A 23,096-nucleotide genomic window follows, 5' to 3' on the forward strand; every position below is an offset into this window, starting at 1 on the left:
GTCGCCAATTACGGCAGCATACGCTCCGCCTTGGCAGGCAGGAAGCTGGCGTCGAAAACCTGCTCGGCCTTGACGTTGCGCTTGAGGCCCATGGAGACCTTCAGCGTGTCGATCGAGGCGGCCAGGCGGGCCGGGTCGATACCGCCGAAGCCGTTGGCGACCACGTAAGGCGTCTTGATGTTCATCGCATTCGCCATCTTGAGGCGCTCGAGCTCGATATCCTTGTTGAGCGTCTCGTTGCGCTTGAGGACGGCGGCAACGCCCTCTTCCGGCTTGGCGACGGCATCGGCAAAACCCTTGGCGAGCGCCTTCAGGAAGCCCTTGACGGCGGCCGGGTTCTTGGCCGCGAAATCGGTGTTGATCAGCACCGCGTTGCCATAGAGGTTGAGGCCGTGCTCGGCCATCAGGATGGTGGCGATGTCGTCATCCTTGATGCCCTGAGCTTTCAGGTTGAGGATGACCGAGAAGGCGAAACCGAAGACCGCGTCGACCTTGGCCTGGGCGAGCATCGGCTCGCGGACCGGGAAGCCGATCGATTCCAGCGTGATCTTCGAATCGTCGATCTTGGCGACCTGCTTGAAAGCCTTCCATTGAGCGAAGGCACCATCCGGAGGAGGCGCGCCGAGCTTCTTGCCTTCCAGCGACTTCGGATCGGTGGTGATGCCAAGCGACTTGCGGCCGACGACCGCAAAGGTCGGGCGCTCGTAGACCATCATCGCGGCCCTGATCTTCTGGGAGGAATCCTCGTCCAGGAACTTGATCAGCGAGTTGATGTCGCCGAAGCCCATCTGGTAGGCGCCAGTCGCAACACGCGGGATCGCCTCGACCGAGCCGTTGCCGGTATCGATGGTGACGTCGAGGCCCTCGGCCTTGAAGTAACCCTTGTCCTGGGCGAGCAGGAAGCCGGCGGCCGGGCCTTCGAATTTCCAGTCCAGCGTGAACTTGACGGCGGTTTGCGCTAGAGCCTGGCCGGCCGGCATGGAAAAGCCGGCGGCAAGCGCCAGCGCCGCGACGGCCGAGAGTTTTGAGAGCAGTCTGCGCGAGATCATGAAAGGTCGTCCCCCTGGAGTTTTTTGTGCGGATGGGCTGCATCCAAGCGCTTATTCGGGGGCTGCGCAAGTCGAAATTGCACATAAAACAATCATATTTTTATATCGCACACTTTATATGCATTTGCTGCTTTGGAACGCAGGACGCTGCCTATCTTTCCGGCAGGAACCGCCGGGCCAACTGGGACCCTCCGGACCACGTCGCAAAGGACCTTCTGGCCACCGGATGCGGCAAACGGAACTCCGAAACGACAATAGTTTCCGAGGCTTCCGTTTGGAAATTGGCTGTGGAACGGCTCTTCCCTTCCTTCGTCCGGCAATTGTATAAACGCACGACCGAACTCTTCACTCGCGAGCGTGCCGATGATCGAAATCCTCCTTCTGCTGCTGGTGATCCTGATGACGGGTCTCCACCGCAAGACATCGGCCCGGGTGACGTTGCTTGAAAAGGAGCTTGAGGCGGTCAAGGCCGATCTCCTGGCTCGGCAACCGGTTTCCGCTGCCACGCCCATGGCGACGCCGGCGACCGTTCCAGCCGCAGCAGCGGCTGTCACCACCGAGATGGCCGTCGAGGAACCGCCTGCTCAGGCAGAGCCGGTGCCCGAGGCCGTTCCGGCTGCGCCCGCGGCCCTGCCGGAGGAGAGGATCGCGGCGAGCACCACTGCCGAGGAGGCTCCTGCCCCGGCTGTAGCGAGGGCACCGACGCCGGCCAAACCGAAGACCAAAGAAAACCTCGAAAGCTATCTCGGTGCCCGCTGGCCGGTCTGGGTCGGCGGCGTGGCGCTTGCCTTCGGCGGCATCTTCCTGGTGCGCGCTTCGATCGAGGCCGGGCTGCTCGGACCGGGCGCACGCCTCGTGCTCGCCTGCCTGTTCGGCCTCGTCCTGATGGCCGGCGGCGAGATCGTGCGGCGCCGGGCGATGCCTCAGATATCCGACCGGTTCAGCAATGCGATGATCCCCGGCGCGCTGACGGCGGCGGGTGCAGTGACGCTGCTGGGCGCGATCTACGCGGCCCACGGCGTCTACGGATTCATCGGCGCAACGCCGGCCTTCGTCCTGCTCGCGCTCGTATCCTTCGCAACCCTTGGACTGTCGCTGCTGCACGGGCAGGCGCTGGCCGGACTCGGCCTGCTCGCTTCGCTGCTGACGCCGGCCCTGGTCGCCAGCGAACAACCGAACCCCAATGCGCTGTTCACCTTCCTCTGCCTCACCTGGGTGGCCGTCAATGCCGCCTCGCGCTTCCGCCGCTGGACGATCGTGCCGATGCTCGCCAATATCGGCATCGGGCTTTGGGCGATCGCCTACACGTTCGGCGCCGCCGAGTTCGACCCGATGCCCTCGACCCTGACGCTGATCGTGATGATCGCCGGCACCGGCTTCTTCTGGCCCGGCGCCGCCTATGGCACCGACCGTGTGGCCAAAAGCGGCTGGAGCGGGCTGCTCGGGCGCCAGCCGCTGGCCATCACGCTGTCGGTGGCGATCATGTCGGTGCTGCCGGCGCTCGCCATGCTGGTGGCGGACACGGTCACCGGCATCGATCCGTACTTCGCCTCCGCTGCCGTGATCGCGGCCCTCGCCGCACTCGGCGCCAGCCGCGCCTACACGGTTTGGCCTGCGATGATCGCCGCCTGCGGGTCGGTGCTGGTCATTGCCGTCGTGGCGCTGATGCTGCTCGATACCTATGTGCCGCAACCGGTCGGCAACGAACCGCTGCCGGTCGTGACCTATGCGACGGAAATCGCCATCAGCTTGCTGCTCGGGGCGGTGTTCACGCTGCTCGGCTTTGCGTTCCTGAAACGCTTCCGCAGGGCGGAGCCGGAATTCTCGATGGTCTGGAGCGTGCTGATGTCCGGCGTGCCGGTGGCGCTGGCGACCATCAGCTTCCTCAATTTCGGCAATCTCGGACGCGACTGGACGCATGGGCTTTACGGGGTCGGCCTCGGCCTCGTGCTGCTGGCCGGTGCCGAATGGCTGTTCCGCGAGCGTGACGAGACGAGCGATGGACGCATCGACTGGGCTGCCAATTTCTTCATCGCCGGCTCGTTTGCCGGCTTCACGTTCGCGCTGCACGCGCTGACCAACGGCATCGTCACCACCATTCTCCTGTCCGTGCTGGGCTTTGCCTATGTACTGGGCATGCGGGCGCGGCCATGGCCGGCGCTTCCCTGGATGATGGCGGCTGCGATCCTGATGGTGTTCGGCCGGATCGCCTGGGAGCCGACGCTGATCGGCCAGAACAGTCTCGGCACCACGCCGTTCTTCAACGCGCTTCTGCCGGGCTACGGCATTCCGACGCTGCTGGCGATCGTGACGGCCTATCTCCTGAAGGGCTCTTCCGATTTCCGCATCCGCAACCTCATGCAGGCGCTCGCCTCGCTTGCCGCTCTCATGACGGTTGCCGTTCTGGTGCGCCACGCGATGAACGGCGGCGTGCTCGACGACCGGGTGCCGACGCTTGGCGAACAGTCGATCTACACGCTGCTGACGGTCGGCTTCTCGGGCATATTGATGACGCTCGACCTCAAGTCGCCGAGCCCGGTGTTCCGCTGGGGCTCGATGATCGCCGGCGTGCTTGCGACCATCAACGTTCTGTCGCTGCACGTGTTTGCGCTCAACCCCTATTTCAGCGGCGAAAACACCGGCGCCTGGCCTTTCCTCAACCTGCTGCTGCTCGGCTACCTCCTGCCCGGCCTCGCCTATGCGCTCGTTGCCTATTACGCACGCGGGCGGCGGCCGACGCCCTACGTGGTCATGCTGGCGCTGGCCGGCGCGGTGCTCGGTTTCCTCTGGGCGACACTTTCCGTGCGGCGCTTCTGGCAGGGCGAAAACATCGCCGACTGGAAGGGCTTCATTGCGGCCGAGACCTATACCTATTCCGTGGTCTGGCTGCTGATCGGCGTGGCGCTGCTGGCGATCGGCTCCAAGCTCGACGCCAAGAGCCTGCGGCTTGCCTCCGCCGCTCTCGTGCTGGTCGCCGTGGTAAAGGTGTTCCTGGTCGACATGTCAAACCTCGAAGGGATACTCCGGGCGCTGTCCTTCATCGGGCTCGGTGCGGTGCTGATCGGGATCGGGCTTTTCTACCAGCGCATTCTGGTGAACAAGAGCGGTGAACCCGCCGCCGTTGATTCCCAGGAACCCGCTTCGTGACCGCTTCGCTTGTCGCTTCCTTGGCCGCCGCCTTTTCGCCTTTCGAGGCGCTTGCCGAGACCCTGATCCCGCATGCGACCGAAGGCGACGACGGCTCGCACGACATCGCTCATATCCTGCGCGTCTTTCGTAACGCTATGCGGATCCATGCCAAGGAAGGCGGCGACGGACGGGTGCTGGCCGCCGCCGTGCTGCTGCACGATTGCGTTTCGGTGGAAAAGAACTCGCCGCTGCGGGCGCAAGCCTCGCGGCTGGCGGCGGAAAAGGCCGCGACCGTCCTTGCCGATCTCGGCTGGGACAAGACGGATATCGCGGCCGTCGCGCATGCGGTGACGGCGCACAGCTTTTCGGCCAATATCTTGCCCGAGACGCTGGAGGCCAGGATATTGCAGGATGCGGACCGGCTGGATGCGATCGGCATGGTGGGGGCGGCGCGCTGTTTCTATATCGCCGGGCGGATGGGGTCCGGCCTCTACGACCCGGCCGATCCGCTCGCCAGACATCGCCCGCTCGACGACAAGGCGTTTGCGATCGACCATTTCGAGGTGAAACTGTTCAAGCTCGCCGACGGCTTCCAGACGGCGACGGGCCGCGCGCTTGCCACTGAACGGCATGAGCGCCTGCGCCAGGTGCTCGACCTCTTCATCGACGAGATCTGAAGGAGAAACCATGCGGATCAGCGAACTCAACTTCTATCCCCTGAAAAGCGGCCGCGGCATTGCGCTTGACCACGCGGAGATCACAGCCGCGGGCATTCCCGGCGACCGGGAGATGATGGTCGTCGATCCGACGGGCATGTTCATCACCCAGCGGGAACTGCAGTCTCTCGCCCGGCTTAAGGTCTACCCGGGAACCGATGCCGTGCGCTTCGCCATGGAAGGTCAAGGTGAGATCAGCGTCGCCCGGCCGCCGACTGAGCGGCGCATGGAAACCGTGGTGTGGAAATCCAGTGTCAACGCGGCGCTTGCCGACGATGCGGCCAATGCGGTGCTGTCGGACTGGCTCGGGCGCGATATCCGGCTGGTGTTCTTCGACGATGGAGCAAGGCGCGTTGCAAGCCCCGAATGGGCGGGCGACAATTCGCCGGTGACATTTGCGGACGGCTACCAGGTGCTGGTGACCACGACCGGGTCGCTTGCGGCGCTCAATGCGGACATGGCGGCCAGGGGTGAAGGCTCGGTCGGTATGGAACGGTTCCGGCCGAACATCGTGCTCGACCACGCCGAGGCCTGGGCGGAGGACGGCTGGACCGGCATCGAGATCGCCGGCATCCGCTTCGATTTCGTCAAGCCCTGCGCCCGCTGCATCATGACCACCCAGGACCAGCAGACCGGTTCGCGCGACGTGCCGGACCCGATCCCCGCCATGGGCCGCATCCGCATGTCCGCGGACCGGCGCGTGCCCGGCCCGCTGTTCGGCTGGAACGCCGTGCCGCGCGGCACCGGCCATATCAAGGTCGGCGACATCGCGACAGTGGTTGCCGAGCGGGCGGAGGCCTGGGCGATCAAGCGGCGGGCCTGAGACGTCCTTGCGTCGAGGCTTCAGCGGGCCGGACGCGCGTCACCGGCGATTGCAAGGCGCAGACCCAGTCCGATCATGACAAGGCCGGCGAAACGGTTCTGCCAGACGATCAGACCAGGCCGACGCGCCAGCCAGCCGCCGAATGTTCCGGCCCCCAGCGCAACCGCGCTGAGGATCGCGAAGTTCGAAAGCTTGGTGATGCCTCCCAGCAGCAGAAGCTGAGCGGTCACCGGCCAATCGTTCGCCGGATTCACGAATTGTGGAAGGAAGGCGAAAAGAAAAGCCAGCGCCTTCGGATTGGTGAGATTGTTGATCGCACCCTCCCTCAGCGCTGCCGCATCCGACATGGAGACGAGCACAGCCTCCTCGGCTATAGGGCCACGTTTGTATGAGCCGACGAGAAGTCTTACGCCAAGCCAAATGAGATAGGCTGCGCCGGCCCAACGGAGGATTTCGAAGGCCAATGGCGAAGCGGCCAGCAGTGAAGCAATGCCGAATGCCAGCATCAGCAATTGCACAATGCCGGCAACCAGCGTCATGCCGACGGCGCTGAAAAGTGCAACGCGGCGGCCCTGACCGATGCCGCGCCCGACCACGAGCACCATATCCGGCCCAGGGGTGAGCTGAATTGCCAGAACGGCGGCATAAAAGGTCAGAAACGTACCGAGGTCAGGCATCGTCGTTAAGGTCCTGTTTCAAGGCCCCGCGGCTCCGTCTGGCGCTCGAAGCCCGGCCTCCGGCTTTCGCAAAAAAAACCGCCCGCGGCAATCTACCACGGGCGGGCTCAGGCACCAAAGGCGATCCAGATTTGTTCAGCCGGCGTGCTAACCGTCCGGCTTAGCGTGGGAGCAATCACCTATTCCGCCGGGTTCAATACCCCCGCCCCCGGCACCGCCTGCCGATCCGGTCGGCTCAGCAATCCGTAACCGGCGAGCATGGTGGTGAGCGCCACCGCGCCACCGGCGACGGCGACCCAGAAGCCGTTGGAGGCGCCGTAGGCATCGATCGTCCAGCCGGCGAGCGAGGAGCCGGCGGCAAAACCGATGCTGACGCCGGTCATCGCATAGGTGATGCCTTCCGTGACCTGCGACGAGGGAACGATGCGCTCGATCAGCGTCATGGCGCTGATGAAGGTCGGCGAGATCGCGGCCCCGGCAAGGAAGATGACGGCCGTCAGCGCCCAGAGGCTGCCGACGAAAGGCATGGGCAGCGTGGTGACGGCAGCGACCAGGCTTGCGAAGAGCAGCCGGCGGGCCAGCGACGACTTGAACTTGATGGCGCCGAAGACGAGGCCGACCACGAAGGAGCCGGCGGCATAGGCCGACAGGATGTAGCTGGCGGCCCCCTTGTTGCCCAGCGCTTCCGAGAAGGCGACGACCGAGACTTCCGCCGTGCCGAAAATGGTACCCATGCCGGCAAAGACCACGACCAGGAACCACATGGGCAGCAGCCGCATGACCGAACCGCCGCCCTTCATCCGCTGCGGATCGACTTTCGGCTCGGTCGACTTCTGGACCACGAACAGCGCCGTGCCGACGGCGAGGAAAGCGGCGGAAGCGAGCACGCCGGCTTCAGGGAAGAGCGCGACGCTGAGGCCGATGCCGAAGACCGGGCCGCAGATATAGACGAGCTCGTCCATCACCGATTCGAAGGCGAAGGCGGTGTGCAGCTCCGGCCGGTCGCGATAGATTTCCGACCAGCGGGCGCGCACCAGCGCCATCATGCTGGGCATCAGCCCGGCGACGAAGGCGAAGGCGAATAGCGTCCAGTTCGGCCAGCGCATCCAGGCGGCGGCGGCAAGGCCGACAAGCGCCAGGAGGGTGATGATCGTGGTCGGCACCAGCACCGCCGATTGGCCCCGGGCATCCACCCAGCGCGACACCTGCGGGGAGATGAAGGCGTTGGCGAGCGCAAACGTGGCCGAGACGGCGCCGGCCAGCCAATATTCGCCATGCGTCTGGGACAGCATGGCAACGAGGCCGATCGTCGTCATCGGCAGCGGCAGCCGCGCCACGAAAGCAGCGGCGGAAAAACCTTTGGTACCCGGCCTTGCGAATATTTCGCGATAGGGATTGGGCATAACCTGCTCCTTGGGTTATTTTGAATGAGGACTTACATACGCCGCGTATGTGAGGTAAATAGTCGCATACGTTTCGTATGTCAATTCACATACGGCACGTATGCGAATAATTCGGAGTCCGCATGGCAGAGAAGATGGCAGACAAGATCGTCACCGAGATGGCTCCCGGCACGCCCCCGCGGAGCGCCGCCAGGCCGCGCAAGGAAATGATCGCCGAAACGAAGGCCAAGCTGATCGCCGCCGCAAGGCACGCCTTTGCGACACAAGGTTATGCGGAAGCCTCGATGGACGATTTCACCGCCGGCGCCGGGCTGACGCGCGGGGCGCTCTACCACCATTTCGGCGACAAGAAGGGCCTGCTGATGGCGGTGGTCATGCAGATCGACGCGGAGATATCAAACCGTCTCTGCGAGATCTCGAGCCGGGCCGACAATACCTGGCGCGGCTTCGTCGACGAATGCGTCGCCTATATCGAGATGTCGCTGGAGCCCGAAATCCAGCGGATCATGCTGCTCGACGGACCGGCGGTGCTCGGTGATCCGTCGCAATGGCCGAGCCAGAGCGCCTGCATCCGCACCACCACCGCAAGCATCCAGAAACTGATCGACGACGGCACGATCCGCCCCGTCGACGCCGAAGCCACCGCCCGCCTCGTCAACGGCGCCACCTTGAGTGCCGCACTCTGGATCGCCAGTGCCGAGAACCCGGAGGCGGTGTCGAAGAAGGCGGTGGAGGCGTTTTTGACGTTGGTTTCGGGGTTGTTGGTGGAGAGGTGAGGTTGAGATGCCACGTTGGTTGAGCCGAGAAAGACACTTACTTCCGCTTCCGGCCCTAAGCGGAAGCGTCACGACAGGTGAATTTCTTCGCCGTGGATAACGGCCGGGTTCGTCGAAAATACAGGCGCTAGTATGCTCGTACTCGGTGCTCTTGAACGGCTTCAATTTAAAGTCGTTCTGTCATCGTTCTGCTGTACCCGACCTATTCGAGATCGGGTACAGCGTTTCGGCGGCTCCCTAGACTTGCCGCAAGCCGCCGTCGACGCACAGTTCGGCACCGGCGATGTAGCTCGCGTCATCGCTCAACAAGAACAAGGCGGCCGCAGCCACTTCTGAAGGCCGTGCCATACGACCCATCGGAATCGGAGCAACAATTGCCGCGCGAGTGTCTTCCGCGACAGCAGCCATCATATCCGTATCGGTGGGGCCGGGTGCAACGACATTGACCCGAATACCTTTGGGTGCGAGTTCTGCCGTCCAGGTTCTGGCATAGGATCGAACGGCCGCCTTGGTGGCGCAGTAGGTTCCGTAACCCGAGTAGCCCGCGTTCCCGGCTATGGACCCGACGAGGACGATCGCGCCGCCTTCTGTCATTGCGGGAAGAGCTGCCTGGAGGCCGAACACCATCCCTCGGACGTTGACGTCGAAGTGACGGTCGAAGTGCTCCGGCGTGATCTCGGCGATCTGCGAAGGCTCGGAAAGACCTGCATTCAAAACAAGCGCGTCGATACGACCGTATGCTTTGCGCACTATTTCGACAGCAATTACCATGTCTTCCGGAGAGCTCGCGTCAGCGGTAATAGCGACCGCGCCATTGCCGATGCCTTTGGCCGCCTTCTCGGCATCTTCACCTCTACGACTGGTGATGAAGACATGGGCGCCTTCGGCAGAAAGTCGTTCTGCAATAGCCAGGCCGATACCCTTCGCGCCACCGACGACCAAAGCCACCTTGTTAATCATTCGAGCCATCGTAAATCCTTTCACTAAATGGTCTCGCGATGATATACGTTGGATATCTGATATCAATTACGCACCTGGAATAGACTAGATATGGACGAGTATACCGACCTTGAAGCCCTCTCTCATCGCGCGCTTTGCGACATGGCGCAGGTTCGTCCGGTGCTCGACAAGATTGCTGATAAATGGACGATCCTGATACTGACAGTGATTTGTCCAAAACCTGCGCGCTTCAACGAACTCAAGCGGCGTCTCGATGGGATCACTCACAAGGCTCTCGCCGACGCTTTGAAGAGGCTTGAGCGGAACGGCCTTGTGACGAGAACCGTACTCCCAACGCAGCCGATTGGCGTCGAATATGCAATTACTTCACTAGGCCACTCACTGCGGGAGCCGTTTGAAGCACTGTGTTCATGGGCAGCGGCCAACGGCGACAAGGTTGAGGCGGCCACGCTACGCTACGACAACACCGAAAATCGTCGCTGAAAATGTCGCTATGTCCGCTTCTGCCGCGAAGCGGACGCGACGACACCCCCCCCCCCGCCTCACGCCTGCAGCTATTCGCAGAGCAGATCGTCCGCCCCTTGCCGAACGATTACAACGGAATCATCACGCTATGCTGCCTGATCCCCGGATTTTGGCGATCCCCGAGAGACTGCCTTCGGAAAAGCACCCTTGAGCCCCTCCCCATAAGGGAAGGAGCTCCACGCACCGCGCACAGATCATACGCGACTCTCGCCTTCCGATCAGAGCGCCCTTACACGCTTGGGCAGCACAAGATCACCCACGGTATAGGTGTGGAACTCGCTCTTCGAGACCCCGTCAAGCTTTTGAAACTTTTCGGCGAATACCGGGTCGGAGAAGAACTCGTCGACATTTCCGGCGGCTTGGATGGCTTCGATATTGACGACGGTCTGTCCGTCCGTGCTCTTCGCCAAGGTGCTCCAGAGGAAACCTTCCTTTCGTTCGGCGACGTAGTGGACGACATCCTGGATGATGGCGAATGCCTCCTCCTGCTTTCCGGGGTGGGCGTGAATGACGTTGACGATGAACGTGGTCGGAGCGGGCAGCGGCGAGAAGGCGGCGGAAGAATTCGTATCCATGAGTGTCTCCGTTTGAAAATGCGGCTGGCTGCCGCGGCGGCATCTGGATATCCGGCGACGGATATCGGATAAACAGGCCCGTATTCTCATCACATCGGAATTTTGTTCCGTAATTGGATCGTCATGGACAAGCTGGGAACGCTCGGAGTTTTCATCCAGGTCGCGGAATGCGGAAGCTTCGTCGCGGCAGCCCACCGTCTGGGATTGTCCGGCTCCGCCGTGGGAAAGGCCATTTCACGGCTCGAAGACGAGATGGGCGTGCGGCTGTTCCATCGCTCGACCCGCAGCATGGCATTGACTGAAGAAGGCAGTTTCTTCCTCGATACCTGTCGGCGGATCCAATCCGAGTTCGACGTGGCCCGGGCGCAGTTGTCGAGGTCGCAGACGAGCCCGCGCGGACAACTTCGCGTCAGCCTTCCGCTCGCAGGCATGCTTTTGATGCCGACGATCTCGGCCTTCATGAAGGCATATCCGGAGATCAATCTCGATCTCGACTTCACCGATCGGCTGGTCGACGTCATCGAGGAAGGCTTTGATGCCGTGATCAGAACGGGCGAGGTCAGAGACACCCGGTTGATGAGCCGAAAGCTCGGGACCTTCCGGCACAAGATCGTCGCCGCACCCGGATATCTCGCCGCAAACGGTTGGCCGAAGGTTCCGGAAGACCTGCTCCGGCATCAGTGCCTTCACCACCGGTTCGCCAATTCCGGAACCCTTGAGCCTTGGCCGCTGGTTCGCGACGGACGCGAGGTGAAGATCGAACTTCCCGTGACCACCGTTGCAAGCACGCTGGAACCCTTGATCTACCTGGCGGAACGATCCTTCGGCATTACCTGCCTTCCTCCATTCGCCGTGGCATCGGAACTGGCCGAGGGAAAGCTCGTTTCGCTGCTGGAAGAGTACATGGCCGAGACCGGGACATTCCGTGTCCTGTGGCCGACCAATCGATATCTCTCCCTCAAGGTCCGGGCTTTCGTCGATTACATGGCTGGCGAACTGTTCAAGGCGTGATTCATTGCTCCCAGCACCGTCCCACTCCCCCGCCCCACGCATGGCAGCTATTCGCAAAAGCAGGTTGTCCGGCCCCTTGCCGAACGGTCACAACGGGGTCATCACCATATGCTGCTCATGCGCCGGCCGGGTTTTCGGGCGGTTTCCCCGAAAGAGACTGCCTTCATGACCCCTCGGTCCACCGGCCTCATCTGCGCCATTGCGGCGGTGACGATCTTTTCGATGCAGGACGGGATTTCCAAACATCTGGGCAGCGCCTATCCGCCGATCTTCATCACCATGATCCGCTACTGGGCGTTCGCGGGCTTTGCGTTTGCACTGGCCAGCCGCTCGGCGGGCGGGGTGAAGGTTGCGGCGAACGCCCACCGGCCCTGGCTGCAGGTTGCCCGCGGCGCGCTTTTGGCGGTGCAGATCGTCATTTCGATCTTCTCCTTCTCGCATGTCGGGCTCGCGGCCAGCCACACGATGTTTGCGGCGACGCCGCTGGTGGTCGCCTGTCTTTCGGTGCCGTTCCTCGGCGAAAAGGTCGGCTGGCGGCGGTGGACGGCGATCGGCATCGGCTTTATCGGCATCCTTCTGATCGCCAACCCGCTCAACGCCACCTTCGACGCCCGGATCGTCATCCCGATGGTCGCGACGCTGATGTTCGGCCTCTATTCCGTCATGACCCGGCTTGCCAGCCGCACCGATACCTCCGACACGGCGTTTTTCTATACCGGCGTCGTCGGCGCGGTGACGATCACCATCGTCGGCCCGTTCTACTGGACGCAGGTCACCCCCGCCGACTGGCTGTGGATGCTGGTGCTCTGCATGACCGGCATAAGCGGTCATTACCTTCTGATCCGCGCCTTCAACCTGCTCGATGCGGTGGTCGTGCAGCCGATGTCCTATATCCAGTCGGTGCTGGTCTGCCTGATCGGCGTCTTCGTGTTCGGCGAGGTGATGACCGCCAACATGATCCTCGGCGTCACGATCGTCATCGGCGCCGGCATCTTCACCATCTGGCGCGAGGCCCGGCTCGGCCGCGCCGCGCCGCCGGCGATCGACCCGCCCGGCACGCCGTAAGGCGGCGCACCATCAATCCTGGTGATGGATTGATTGAGCAAAAGTTGTTTTAAGAACAGCGGCGCACGCGGTATGTTTTGCTCCTTGTGTTCGAGGAGATTCCCATGCCCACGTCCGCGTCGCCATCCGTGCTCCCCTCGAGGCCGAAGCCAGCTTCCATGCCCTGGCTGATCATCGTCGCCGGCGCCCTGATCGCCATGCTGACCTTCGGCCCGCGTTCCGCCATGGGCTTCTTCCAGCTTCCGATGCTCTCCGACACCGGCTGGGACCGGTCCACCTTCGGGCTCGCCATGGCGATCCAGAACCTTGCCTGGGGGCTCGGCCAGCCCTTCTTCGGGGCGCTTGCCGACAAATACGGCACAGGCCGCGTCCTCACCATGTCCGGCGTGCTCTATGCCGCCGGCCTCATCATCATGGCCAATGCCAACGCGCCGGTCTGGCTGCATATCGGCGGGGGCGTGCTGATCGGCCTGGCGATCGCCGCCGGCTCGTTCAGCGTCATCCTCTCGGCCTTTGCCCGCAACGTGACGCCGGAGCAGCGCTCCATGGCGTTCGGCATCGGCACGGCCGCGGGCTCGGCCGGCATGTTCCTGTTTGCGCCTTTGAGCCAGGCGCTGATCAGCAATTTCGGCTGGTCCGACAGTCTGGTCTATCTGTCGGTGCTGATGCTGATCGTGCCGCTGCTCGCCTTTCCGTTGCGCGGCAATGCAAACTCGGGAAGCCAGTCGCACAGCCAGTTCCAGCAATCGGTAGGTGCCGCCCTGAAGGAGGCCTTCGCTCATCAGAGCTACCTGCTCCTGACCGCCGGGTTCTTCGTCTGCGGCTTCCAGGTCGCCTTCATCACCGCGCATTTTCCGGCCTATCTCGGGGATATCGGCATCGCGCCCGCTTACGCGGTGATCGCCATGGCGCTGATCGGCTTCTTCAACATCATCGGCTCGCTCGGCGCGGGCTTTATCGGCCAGCGGTACTCCAAACCCTATTTCCTCGCCTACATCTATATTGCCCGGTCGATCGCGGTGACGGCCTTCCTCCTCCTGCCGCAAACGCCGACCTCGGTGATCGTGTTCGCGATCGTCATGGGCCTCCTGTGGCTCTCCACCGTGCCGCCGACCAACGGGCTCGTCGCCATCATGTTCGGCACACGCCATCTCGGGCTCTTGGGCGGCCTCGTCTTCCTGTCGCACCAGGTGGGCTCGTTCCTCGGTGTGTGGATGGGTGGTTATCTCTACGACCGTTTCGGATCCTACGATCCGGTCTGGTGGCTCGGCGTGGCACTCGGCCTTTTTGCCGCCGCCGTGCATTGGCCGATACAGGAAAAGGCGGTGGACCGCGGGGTATTGCAGCCGCAGCCGGCGGAGTAATGGCGGGGCAAGCCTTAGCTGGCCTGGCGTTCCGCATTCTTCGAAAGCGCCTTCAGCGCCGCCTGGACGAAACCGTCGCGGGCGGCGTTTTCCGTCAGGCCGCGGGGCTCGTAGACGTGGCGGTGCAGGAAATAACCGGTGAGCCGGAAGGCCTCCGCCATGCTGTCGCGATCGGCGGCCGAAGCAGCGCCTTCTCCGAGGAACCCCGGCAGGGCCAGCATGCGGTCGGCATAGGGCGTGCCGGCCTCGCGGGAAACGGCGCGGCCGCTTTTCGGCGAGACGTAGACGAGGTTTTCCCGTCCGCCGGTCGCCGCGCATTCGGTGAGGTCGAGGCCGAAACCGAGGTCGTTCAGCACAGCAAGCTCGAAGCGCACGAAAAGCTCGCCGGCATCGGCCGGGTCGTCGAAGGCATCGAGGATGATGTCCAGCGCATCGAAGAGATGCGGATGGGGGTCGCGCTCGGGCAGCAGGCGCAGCAGCGCGCCCATCGCCTGGACGCCGTAGACGGCGGTCGCCGTCTCCATCAGCTTGGCGGCGCGCAGGCGGATCGGTTCCAGCTTGAACTCGCCGAGATGTTCGTCGAGCCGCGCGCGCCAGACCACGTCCACCCGGTTTCCAGCCTGCAGCACCGGCTGCATCGCCCGCGAACGGCCGGAGCGGACGAGGCCCAGGTGCCTTCCGCGGTCACGGGTCATCAGCTCGGCGATGACGCTCGTCTCGCCGTGGCGCTTGACGCCTATGATGATCGCTTCGTCCTGCCACTGCATGTATCGGTTCAAGCTCCTTTCGAGCCGATTCAACAATAGAGCATAAGTCCTTCGGACTGAATCGGTTTCTGCTGTCGCGCAGTTGCGTCAAAGATGCATATGCCCATGGGCTTGCCTGGAACAAATCGGCCTCCATTTGGATTCCTATGCGAAAATTCGCTAAGCCAATATGACCCCTGGGAGTCCTCATGAAATACGCCCTCCTCGCCGCCGCCTTTCTGACGGCCTCGCCTGCCACCCTTCTCCCCTCGCCCGCCGCCGCGCAATCGCAGCAGCTCGAGCAGGCCTGCATCACCGTCGCCAAAAATTTCCTGCTGGTGCCGTCGATCAAGACGGGCATCGTCCAGTCCTTCCCGGAACTGGATCCGCCGGGCGCCCGGCTCACCTATTCCACCCGCGAGGACGCCAAGCCAACCGATTTCACCAACGAGATCGAGTGCGAGTTCGACAAGGGGCAGCCGCCTTTCCGCCTGCAGCGCTTCTGCATTTCCGACACCTGCTACGGACCCAACGAGCAGGACCAGGACAACCGCCGCCGCTACCAGGAGGTCAAGGCGCTGATGGATCGGCAGAAGTGACGCCCAAGCCTATTTGCCGAGCACGTTGAGCGCCGAGGTGAGATAGCGCGCGGCGAGCATCTGGCGGCGTTTGGTGGCGAGCCCGAGGGCAGCGCGGCAATGGCGCTCCAGAGGATCAGTTGCGGCAACTGCCGCGGACTGGATGGCGACGGTGCCGGAATAGATATACGGAACGCCCTCGGCATCGCGCAGACAACGGCCATTGGCGGTGACGTCGATCCGGCGCCCGTCCGGATGGGTGAGGCGGTAATTTTCCTGGTATGCGCCACCGCCGACGATCGCATCGTGGATCGCCTTTGCGACCCGTTGCCTGTCGCCCTCGTTGATGTAGCGGATGACCCTTTCAATAGGGGCGCCGGCGGCCAGTTCCTCTTCGGAAACACCGAATATGTCGGCGATCACCTGGTCGCCATACACCTTGTTTTCCGGCACGACCCAGCTGTAGAAGCCGAGAGAATTGGGATCATCCGAGCCCGTTTCTTCCTCTTCCGATCCGATGTCCGACATTCATGACTCTCCGCGCCACTTTGTCGATAAATTGGATCGTCGGCTCTACGTTAACAAGTCATTATAATGATGGATAAAAACCGCTAGCTATCTACCTCGTCCGCAGGTGATGCTCGGAGGACTTGACGCCGCCATGCGGCGGCGTAGGCGGATATGGCGTTACTCAGGACTTCGGAAACTCCAGCCCCATTTCGCGGAAACGTTCCGGGTCGTCGCCCCAGTTCTCGCGGACCTTGACGAACAGGAAGAGGTGGACCGGCTGTTCGAGGATCTCGGCCAGTTCCTTGCGGGATGCGGTCGAGATCGCCTTGATGGCGTCGCCGTTCTTGCCGAGCGCGATCTTCTTCTGGCTGTCACGCTCCACGTAGATAACCTGTTCGATGCGCACAGAACCGTCCTTGCGTTCCTCCCACTTCTCCGTCTCGACATGACTGGCGTAGGGGAGTTCCTGGTGGAGGCGCAGGAAGAGTTTTTCGCGGGTGATCTCGGCCGCCAGCTGGCGCATCGGCAGGTCGGAGATCTGGTCCTCGGGATAATACCAGGGGCCTTCCGGCAGGGTTTCAGCGAGATAATCCATCAGGTCGCCGCAGCCGGAACCGGTGGTGGCCGAGACCATGAAGGTGCGCTCGAACGGCACGGCTTCGTTGGCCGCGGCGGTGAGCTTCAGCAGGTCTTCGTGGCGGACGCGGTCGATCTTGTTCAGGACCAGGATCTTCGGCTGGTGGACGTCCTTGAGGCCTTCGAGGATCGCCTCGGCGTCGCCGCGGATACCGCGTTCGCTGTCGATCAGCAGCAGGATCAGGTCGGCATCCTTGGCGCCGCCCCAAGCCGAGGTCACCATGGCGCGGTCGAGCCGGCGGCGCGGCTTGAAGATGCCGGGCGTATCCATGAAGACGATCTGGGCGTTGTTGTGGATGGCAATGCCGCGCACGATGGCGCGCGTCGTCTGCACCTTGTGGCTGACGATCGAGACCTTGGCGCCGACGAGCCGGTTCAGCAGCGTCGATTTGCCGGCATTGGTCGGGCCGATCAGCGCCACGAAGCCGGAATGGGTAGCACCGGCGGATGTCTGGCCGGCTGCGTTCTCTTCACCGGTATTGTTGTCGTTCTCGGTCATGGTGTCCAATTCATTGTTCGGCAGCGGGTTTCTGCCACACGCCTTCGCGTTCGAGCATCTTGGTGGCGGCCACCTGTTCGGCGGCGCGCTTGGAACGGTCGACACCAGTTTCCGGCGCCACGCCGGTTACCTCGACGGTCACCGTGAAACGGGGATCATGATCCGGGCCGGACCGTTCGTCCACCCGGTAGGCGGGCGTCAGGCCGAATTTCGCGTGCGCCCACTCCTGCAGCTCGGTCTTGGCATCGCGCCGGGCGCCGTCTGCGCGGGTGGCGCGGCCTTCCCAGTACCTGATGATGAAGCCGCGGGCGGCTTCCAGCCCGCCATCCAGATAGAGGGCGGCAATCAGGCTTTCGACAACGTCGGCGCGCACGTTCATCATCCGCTTGCCGGTCAGCTTCTTGACGTCGGCGCCGGTACGGATGAACCGATGCAGTTCGAGTTCGTCGGCGACAACGGCGCAGCTATCGGCGCTGACCAGCTGGTTCAGACGCACGGAAAGCTCGCCCTCGGCGGCGGTGCGGAACGTCTTGAACAGCAGTTCGGCGACACAGAGGCCGAGCACGCGGTCGCCCAGGAATTCCAGCCGTTCGTAATTGGCACTCTTGGCCGACCCGGTGCTCGCGTGGGTGAGCGCCCGGTCGAGCCATTGCTTGTCGGCGAATTCATGACCTATGGCTTTTTCAAGCTGGCCGCGTTCCTCCGCCGAAAGCGTCTTGGACTTCATCACCGGACGACCTTGAAAATCCGATCCCAGCGCATGTTCGTCGGCCACTTCCAGATTTCACGGAACGAGGTGTCGTTGCCGAGCGAGAAGAAGATGACGCTGGCGCGGCCGACCAGGTTCTCGGCGGGCACGTAACCGACGTCGAAACGGCTGTCGAGCGAGTTGTCGCGGTTGTCGCCCATGAAGAAATAGTGGCCGGCCGGGACAACGAATTCCTGGGTGTTGTCGCCGCGCGAAACCGGCGAATGGTCGAGCGTGTCATAGGTCACGCCGTTATCCAGCGTTTCGCGGAAGACCGGCACGTCGGTGCCCGGATCGAGGCTGTAATCGGAGGTGAAAGTGCCGTCGCCCTGCTTGGGAACCGGCTTGCTGTTGAGGAGCAGCACGCCGTTGGTAACCTGGACGCGATCGCCCGGCAGGCCGATCAGGCGCTTGATATAATCGATGTCCGGATGGCTCGGCAGGCGGAAAACGATGACGTCGCCGCGCTTGGGTTCGCTGAATTCCAGGATACGGCCGGAGAACAGATTGGGCGAGAACGGCAGCGAATATTTCGAATAACCGTAGGCGAACTTGTTGACGAAGATATAGTCGCCGACGAGCAGCGACGGCATCATCGAGCCGGACGGGATGGTAAAAGGCTGGAACAGCACGGTGCGGATCACCATTGCCAGCAGGAGAGCCTGGATGATGACCTTGATGTTTTCCCAGAGGCTGTTCTGCGACTTGGTCTCGGCTTTGTCGGACACGTTTGACGTCTTTCTGTTCGGCTCGGCTGTTGCCAGCGGTTTTGCGTTCTCTAAACCCTTCGCAAAGCGGCGGCAATGGTCGATTAGGCCGCGAGGCGCGCTTCGATCACCACAAAAGCCTGCGCATAAGGGTATTCGTCGGTGATGGTGATGTGAATAACCGCTTCGTGGCCTGCCGGCATCATGCTCGCGAGACGTTCGGCGGCGCCATTGGTGAGCACCATGGTGGGCCGCCCGCCGGGCAGATTGACGACTCCCATATCCTTCCAGAACACGCCGTGGGCGATGCCGGTGCCGAGTGCCTTGGAGCACGCCTCCTTGGCGGCGAAACGCTTGGCATAGGAGGCCGCCCGGTTCTGGCGGCGGTCGGATTTCGCTCGCTCGATCTCGGTGAAACAGCGATGGGTAAAACGCTCGCCGAACCGTTCGATGGATTTCTCCACGCGTCTTATGTCGATGAGGTCACTGCCCATGCCGATGATCATGAAATCTTCCTCGCGGCGCCCGGCCGGTTCTCGTCAGTCCTATACTGACTTGAGGGCTCCGGCCCGCGCCGTCAAGCGTTCCAGCCGCCGGTTGCGGAAACTGCGCACGCCCAGATAGGTGACGGCATAGAAAACCAGGCCGCACAAAATGCCCGGCGGCAGGGAACCGATCAGCATCGGCTCCAGGATCGGCCGCCAGAGCTGCGAGACGTCGAGATGGTGAAACAACCTGCCGAGATCGAGACTGTCATGGCCGGCGGCGTCGTGGCCAAGCATCGTCTCGCCGAGCTTCCAGGTGAGCGGCCAGATGATCGGACAGGTGATGGGATTGGCAAAGGTGGTGCCGAGTGCCGCGGCGATCATGCTGCCGCCGAAGAGATAGGCGAGCGGGATCGCAAACAGGATGTGGAGGCCGAGAAACGGCGTCCAGGCGCTGACCACGCCGATCGCAAGCCCAGCCGCAACCGCATGCGGCGAACCGCCGATGCGCATCACCTTCAGGCGATAATATGCGAGGACGCGGCGAAAGCCCTTGGGAGGCAGGACGGCACGGCGCAGTCTTTCACGAATTCCAAGCGGTGTACGGCGGCGAAACGGCATCGGGGCGCATCTGGTTCGGCAGCGGGATATTCATCCGGCAGCTGCGGGAATCTTCGGGCGAACAGGCTTTAGCCCAAGCCGAAGATGATGGCGAAAATTGGCCCGCCCTGCACAAGAGCGGCTTTCGCAGAGGTGATCCGGTCACCGGTCGAGGCGACGCGGGAAGACCTGCAGCAGCCGCGCGGCGTCATTTTCCGCGCGAACGGGTGGCTGATCGGAACGTAAGCTTAGAAGGACGACTTGCGGAACATGCCGCGGTCGATCTGGCGCATGCGGTATTCGAGGTCGATCCGGTCGTTTGCTTCGTTCAGGTAAGCGACTTCACGGTCCTGGGTGGTAGGAACGCGGAAAGCGCGGGCGAACTTGCGTACTGAGTCAAACATGATGTCTTCTTTCTTTCTAATATTGCACTGCAGCAATATAAGACGCGGCATCATGTTTTACCAACGCCGCAACTGCCGGGCAGCCCTGCGTCGGAAGCATGGCGGGTTAATGGGGATGCGCAGGAAATAGGCGAGCGCCGAGTTCTCCGGTTCCATCATGCATAGGGAACGTGCGCTTTTGAGCCTATTTGGTATGATCACAGGCATTATTTCGGGCACGGGTGTCGGAATCTCGTTTAGCCGGCCGTCTTCAAGACGGACAAGCCATGGAGGACGACGATGACTATTACTATTACCGCCTTCAAACGATCGCCCGACCGCGGCAAAGGGCTGGCGCGTGACATGCGCGTTCGCTGGGCGCTCGAGGAAGCGGGACAGCCTTACGACGTTCGCCTTGTTTCGTTCAACACGATAAAGGAACCCGCGCATCTGGCACTTCAGCCCTTTGGGCAGATCCCGACCTATGAGGAAGGCGATCTCGCACTCTTCGAGTCGGGAGCGATCGTGCTTCATATCGCGGAACGCCACGGGGGCCTGCTGCCGGACGATGCGAATGCCGGGGCGCGGGCGATCGCATGGATGTTTGCCGCGCTCAACACGGTGGAGCCGCCTATCTTCGACCGCAGCCTTGCCAGGATCCTTGAGCGCGACGAGCCCTGGTATGAAAAGCGTCTGCGCTCCCTCGACGAAACCATCGGGAAACGGCTGGCCGATCTTTCCCGCCACCTTGGCGAGGCTGACTGGCTCGATGGCGAATTCAGCGCCGGCGATCTTCTGATGGTGTCGGTGCTGCTCCGGCTGAAAGCGTCGTCGGATATGCTGGACGATTATCCGAACCTCTCCGCCTATGTCGCCCGCGGCGAAGCGCGGCCCGCATACAAGCGTGCTTTCGCCGCCCAGTTGGCGGTGTTCAAAGCGGCATCGGCCGGCTGACCACGGCCTGCCTCCAGGTTCGAAGCCATCATCCGCGCCTTCTTCTCCGTCGATGGGGCCGATTCTCGCCTGAATCGAGAAAGCTCTATCGGCGGATTGGTGTCTTTCCGACCAGCCTTTTCCTTGGCTAAATCCCCCTCGGGCTCGTCGGGCGTGACGGCCACCGGAAATGAGGAGGATGCCATGAATGATCGCAACGTGTCGGTGAAGGAGATACGCCAGAACGAGAACCGCTTCCTGAGCTCCGATATTTTTGAATCAGGGCAGTATGTCTTCCCCCGTCGCAACGGCGAGGGCGTCCTCAGGGAAGAGGCGCGTGACATTCCGGTCTATCATCGCTGCGACGTGCTGGTCGTGGGTGGGGGACCATCCGGAACCGCCGCAGCGCTCGCCGCCGCGCGAACCGGCGCAGAGGTCGTGGTGCTGGAGCGCTATAATCATCTCGGCGGGCTTTCCACCGGAGGCGTGGTGATCTGGATCGACCGGATGACCGACTGGGACGGGCGGCAGATCATTCGCGGTTTTGCCGAGGAGGTTCTCGGTCGCCTTCCCCCTGAAGCCGTCGCCGGCCCGGACAGGAGCCTGTGGGGGCAGCGGGACGCGGATCTCGCCAAATACTGGCGGCTGCGTACATCGGCTTTCCACGGCATTGTCACCTGGGCGCCCACGATCGACCCTGAAAGACTGAAACTGACCTCGCAGGAAATGCTGATCGAGGCGGGCGTGCGAATCGTCTTCCATTCCTGGGCGGCAACACCGGTGGTCGAGGACGGCGCCGTAAAAGGCGTCATCTTCGAAAGCAAGGAAGGCCGCCAGGGGATCATGGCCAAGGTCGTGGTGGACTGCACCGGCGACGGCGACGTTTTTGCGCGCGCAGGAGCGAGTTTCGAGGCCGATATCGAGGAGGGCGACGTGCACCACTCGATGAATACCGGCTTCATGCTCGGCGGCGTGGACATGACCGCCTGGCTCGCCTTCCGATCAGAGCAGGAACAGGCGTTTGCCGACTTCAACACGCTCGGGCGCGGAGAACTCGGCTTTTTCCAGACGCCGTACGTTTCCTGGCGCAACGACATCGCGCTGTTCCTCGGGCCGCGGCAATCGGGGCTTTCGGCCCTCAACGTCGACGACATGACCGAAGTCGAAATCCGCTCGCATCGGTTCATGCAGTCGCATTGCGAATTTTTCAGGAAGCATGCGCCGGGATTCAACGACGCCTATATGCTGCTCAGCGCGCCGCAGCTCGGCGTCCGGCACACACGGCGGCTCGCCGGTGTCGGCCGGGTCGAGCGCAGCCAGTGGCCGGTCGGTGCCGTTCTGCCGGACGAAATCGGCGTCAGTCCCTCGGTCTCGCCGAAGTTTCCGGTGATCTCAGTACCCTACGGAGCACTCGTGCCGGCAAGGCTGAACGGACTGCTGGCCGCCGGACGTCACATCTCCTGCGATGCGAACAGCCACGGCTTCATGCGTGAAATTCCGCAGTGCTGGCTGACCGGACAGGCGGCGGGCGCTGCGGCGGGTATTGCGGCCAATCGCGGCGTCGCGCCGCGGGACGTGGATATTGCCGAGCTGCAGTCGACCTTGCGCGCTCAAGGCGCCTTCGTGCGGGATGCGAGCGAGGCGGAAACGGTGGGGAGCCAGGCGGAAACGGTGCAGGGCTAATCTCAGCCGAGCTCTTGGGCGAGACCAATGAGAAGCCCTCCAGGCCCGCGGATATAGCAGAGCCGATACACGTCTTGATAATCGACGACTTCGCCTACGAGCTCAGCGCCGCGCGCGCGGAGCCTTTCGAGCCTCTGGTCGATATCGTCCACGGTGAACATGACGCGGAGGTAGCCGAGCGCATTGACCGGGGCGTTCCGGTGATCTTCGACGACAGGCGGCGTGAGGAAGCGGGAGAGTTCAAGCCGGCTGTGGCCATCCGGTGTGCGCATCATGGCAATCTCGACATGCTGGTTACCCAGTCCGGTGACGCGTCCGGCCCATTCTCCCTCGATCGCCGCCCGCCCTTCGAGCTCGAGACCGAGCTCGCGAAAGAAATCAATCGTCTCTGCGAGGTCTTCGACGACGATTCCGACGTTGTCCATTCGCTTGAGGGCCATGTTTCCGATCTCCAATGTGCCGTTTCAACCGACAGGGTCTCGCCCCGTCCAACAAAGGACGTTCAAGACACATCA

At 62.8% G+C, this 23,096-nt stretch carries 25 protein-coding genes; 11 read left to right on the forward strand and 14 right to left on the reverse strand.

All coding sequences use genetic code 11. The features are described 5' to 3' along the window. Positions 1-8: 8 nt before the first annotated feature. A complete protein-coding gene (locus tag C5L10_RS26870; protein WP_105432159.1) occupies positions 9-1,049 on the reverse strand; it encodes an ABC transporter substrate-binding protein in 1,041 nt (346 codons plus the stop codon). Positions 1,050-1,412: 363 nt separating this feature from the next. Between C5L10_RS26870 and C5L10_RS26875 the strand changes: the two genes are divergently transcribed. Genes C5L10_RS26875 through C5L10_RS26885 form a run of 3 tightly spaced genes read left to right on the forward strand, consistent with a single transcriptional unit; the run spans position 1,413 to position 5,717 of the window. Next, the gene (locus C5L10_RS26875; protein ID WP_105432160.1) at positions 1,413-4,196 is read left to right on the forward strand and encodes a DUF2339 domain-containing protein; all 2,784 of its coding nucleotides are present in this window, start codon (positions 1,413-1,415) and stop codon (positions 4,194-4,196) included. A 20-nt stretch (positions 4,197-4,216) separates the two neighbouring features. Then, the gene (locus C5L10_RS26880; protein ID WP_105432220.1) at positions 4,217-4,855 is read left to right on the forward strand and encodes an HD domain-containing protein; all 639 of its coding nucleotides are present in this window, start codon (positions 4,217-4,219) and stop codon (positions 4,853-4,855) included. A 10-nt stretch (positions 4,856-4,865) separates the two neighbouring features. Continuing rightward, the gene (locus C5L10_RS26885) at positions 4,866-5,717 is read left to right on the forward strand and encodes an MOSC domain-containing protein (protein WP_105432161.1); all 852 of its coding nucleotides are present in this window, start codon (positions 4,866-4,868) and stop codon (positions 5,715-5,717) included. Positions 5,718-5,737: 20 nt separating this feature from the next. Here C5L10_RS26885 and C5L10_RS26890 read toward each other — a convergent pair whose 3' ends face one another. Continuing rightward, complete coding sequence (locus C5L10_RS26890) at positions 5,738-6,394, reverse strand: LysE family translocator (protein WP_105432162.1); 657 nt, start codon at positions 6,392-6,394, stop codon at positions 5,738-5,740. A gap of 179 nt (positions 6,395-6,573) precedes the next feature. Beyond that, entirely contained in the window at positions 6,574-7,797 is a 1,224-nt protein-coding gene (locus tag C5L10_RS26895; RefSeq protein WP_105432163.1) for an MFS transporter, read from the reverse strand. A gap of 158 nt (positions 7,798-7,955) precedes the next feature. Here C5L10_RS26895 and C5L10_RS26900 point away from each other — a divergent pair, with 158 nt between their 5' ends. Continuing rightward, positions 7,956-8,573, forward strand: a complete 618-nt coding sequence (locus C5L10_RS26900; protein WP_245448211.1) for a TetR/AcrR family transcriptional regulator — start codon at positions 7,956-7,958, stop codon at positions 8,571-8,573. A gap of 237 nt (positions 8,574-8,810) precedes the next feature. Here C5L10_RS26900 and C5L10_RS26905 read toward each other — a convergent pair whose 3' ends face one another. Then, a complete protein-coding gene (locus C5L10_RS26905) occupies positions 8,811-9,542 on the reverse strand; it encodes an SDR family NAD(P)-dependent oxidoreductase (RefSeq protein WP_105432165.1) in 732 nt (243 codons plus the stop codon). 81 nt (positions 9,543-9,623) lie between these two features. On the opposite strand from C5L10_RS26905, the gene C5L10_RS26910 reads away from it, so the two are divergent. Then, positions 9,624-10,016, forward strand: coding sequence for a helix-turn-helix domain-containing protein (locus C5L10_RS26910; RefSeq protein WP_105432166.1), 393 nt, complete (start codon positions 9,624-9,626; stop codon positions 10,014-10,016). Between the two features lie 260 nt (positions 10,017-10,276). Here C5L10_RS26910 and C5L10_RS26915 read toward each other — a convergent pair whose 3' ends face one another. Beyond that, positions 10,277-10,633 carry an antibiotic biosynthesis monooxygenase gene (locus tag C5L10_RS26915; RefSeq protein WP_105432167.1) on the reverse strand — a complete coding sequence of 119 codons (357 nt, stop codon included), beginning with the start codon at positions 10,631-10,633 and terminating at the stop codon, positions 10,277-10,279. A gap of 123 nt (positions 10,634-10,756) precedes the next feature. Between C5L10_RS26915 and C5L10_RS26920 the strand changes: the two genes are divergently transcribed. The 3 genes from C5L10_RS26920 (at position 10,757) to C5L10_RS26930 (ending at position 14,073) form a co-directional block, all read left to right on the forward strand. Continuing rightward, the gene (locus tag C5L10_RS26920) at positions 10,757-11,644 is read left to right on the forward strand and encodes a LysR family transcriptional regulator (RefSeq protein ID WP_105432168.1); all 888 of its coding nucleotides are present in this window, start codon (positions 10,757-10,759) and stop codon (positions 11,642-11,644) included. A 165-nt stretch (positions 11,645-11,809) separates the two neighbouring features. After that, positions 11,810-12,709, forward strand: a complete 900-nt coding sequence (locus C5L10_RS26925; protein WP_105432221.1) for a DMT family transporter — start codon at positions 11,810-11,812, stop codon at positions 12,707-12,709. A gap of 104 nt (positions 12,710-12,813) precedes the next feature. Next, positions 12,814-14,073: an MFS transporter gene (locus tag C5L10_RS26930; protein WP_105432169.1), complete on the forward strand. Its 1,260-nt coding sequence runs from the start codon at positions 12,814-12,816 to the stop codon at positions 14,071-14,073. Between the two features lie 14 nt (positions 14,074-14,087). Here C5L10_RS26930 and recO read toward each other — a convergent pair whose 3' ends face one another. Next, positions 14,088-14,840: a DNA repair protein RecO gene (recO, locus tag C5L10_RS26935; protein ID WP_105432170.1), complete on the reverse strand. Its 753-nt coding sequence runs from the start codon at positions 14,838-14,840 to the stop codon at positions 14,088-14,090. Positions 14,841-15,028: 188 nt separating this feature from the next. Between recO and C5L10_RS26940 the strand changes: the two genes are divergently transcribed. Beyond that, positions 15,029-15,418 carry a hypothetical protein gene (locus C5L10_RS26940; RefSeq protein WP_046668413.1) on the forward strand — a complete coding sequence of 130 codons (390 nt, stop codon included), beginning with the start codon at positions 15,029-15,031 and terminating at the stop codon, positions 15,416-15,418. Positions 15,419-15,427: 9 nt separating this feature from the next. Here the strand turns inward: C5L10_RS26940 and C5L10_RS26945 are convergent, their stop codons facing one another. From C5L10_RS26945 to C5L10_RS26975, 7 genes are all read right to left on the reverse strand, one after another. After that, positions 15,428-15,925: a PAS domain-containing protein gene (locus tag C5L10_RS26945; protein WP_105432171.1), complete on the reverse strand. Its 498-nt coding sequence runs from the start codon at positions 15,923-15,925 to the stop codon at positions 15,428-15,430. Between the two features lie 163 nt (positions 15,926-16,088). Continuing rightward, a complete protein-coding gene (era, locus tag C5L10_RS26950) occupies positions 16,089-17,042 on the reverse strand; it encodes a GTPase Era (RefSeq protein WP_105432222.1) in 954 nt (317 codons plus the stop codon). Positions 17,043-17,052: 10 nt separating this feature from the next. Beyond that, positions 17,053-17,772, reverse strand: coding sequence for a ribonuclease III (gene rnc, locus C5L10_RS26955; protein WP_046637609.1), 720 nt, complete (start codon positions 17,770-17,772; stop codon positions 17,053-17,055). Next, on the reverse strand, positions 17,769-18,518 hold the full coding sequence (gene lepB, locus C5L10_RS26960; protein WP_105432172.1) for a signal peptidase I: 750 nt from the start codon (positions 18,516-18,518) through the stop codon (positions 17,769-17,771). Before lepB ends, rnc begins: the two co-directional genes overlap by 4 nt. A gap of 83 nt (positions 18,519-18,601) precedes the next feature. Beyond that, the gene (gene acpS / locus C5L10_RS26965) at positions 18,602-19,003 is read right to left on the reverse strand and encodes a holo-ACP synthase (RefSeq protein WP_037080909.1); all 402 of its coding nucleotides are present in this window, start codon (positions 19,001-19,003) and stop codon (positions 18,602-18,604) included. Between the two features lie 39 nt (positions 19,004-19,042). Continuing rightward, positions 19,043-19,603: a DUF2062 domain-containing protein gene (locus tag C5L10_RS26970; protein WP_105402858.1), complete on the reverse strand. Its 561-nt coding sequence runs from the start codon at positions 19,601-19,603 to the stop codon at positions 19,043-19,045. Between the two features lie 227 nt (positions 19,604-19,830). Further along, positions 19,831-19,986 carry a DUF3563 family protein gene (locus C5L10_RS26975; protein WP_080951252.1) on the reverse strand — a complete coding sequence of 52 codons (156 nt, stop codon included), beginning with the start codon at positions 19,984-19,986 and terminating at the stop codon, positions 19,831-19,833. Between the two features lie 279 nt (positions 19,987-20,265). Here C5L10_RS26975 and C5L10_RS26980 point away from each other — a divergent pair, with 279 nt between their 5' ends. After that, the gene (locus tag C5L10_RS26980) at positions 20,266-20,919 is read left to right on the forward strand and encodes a glutathione S-transferase family protein (protein ID WP_105432173.1); all 654 of its coding nucleotides are present in this window, start codon (positions 20,266-20,268) and stop codon (positions 20,917-20,919) included. 183 nt (positions 20,920-21,102) lie between these two features. Continuing rightward, positions 21,103-22,581, forward strand: coding sequence for an FAD-dependent oxidoreductase (locus tag C5L10_RS26985; RefSeq protein ID WP_205837096.1), 1,479 nt, complete (start codon positions 21,103-21,105; stop codon positions 22,579-22,581). A gap of 2 nt (positions 22,582-22,583) precedes the next feature. Here C5L10_RS26985 and C5L10_RS26990 read toward each other — a convergent pair whose 3' ends face one another. Further along, positions 22,584-23,021, reverse strand: coding sequence for a VOC family protein (locus C5L10_RS26990; protein ID WP_105432174.1), 438 nt, complete (start codon positions 23,019-23,021; stop codon positions 22,584-22,586). Positions 23,022-23,096 lie beyond the last annotated feature (75 nt).

The organism is Neorhizobium sp. T6_25 (assembly GCF_002968555.1).
Taxonomy (GTDB): Bacteria; Pseudomonadota; Alphaproteobacteria; order Rhizobiales; family Rhizobiaceae; genus Neorhizobium.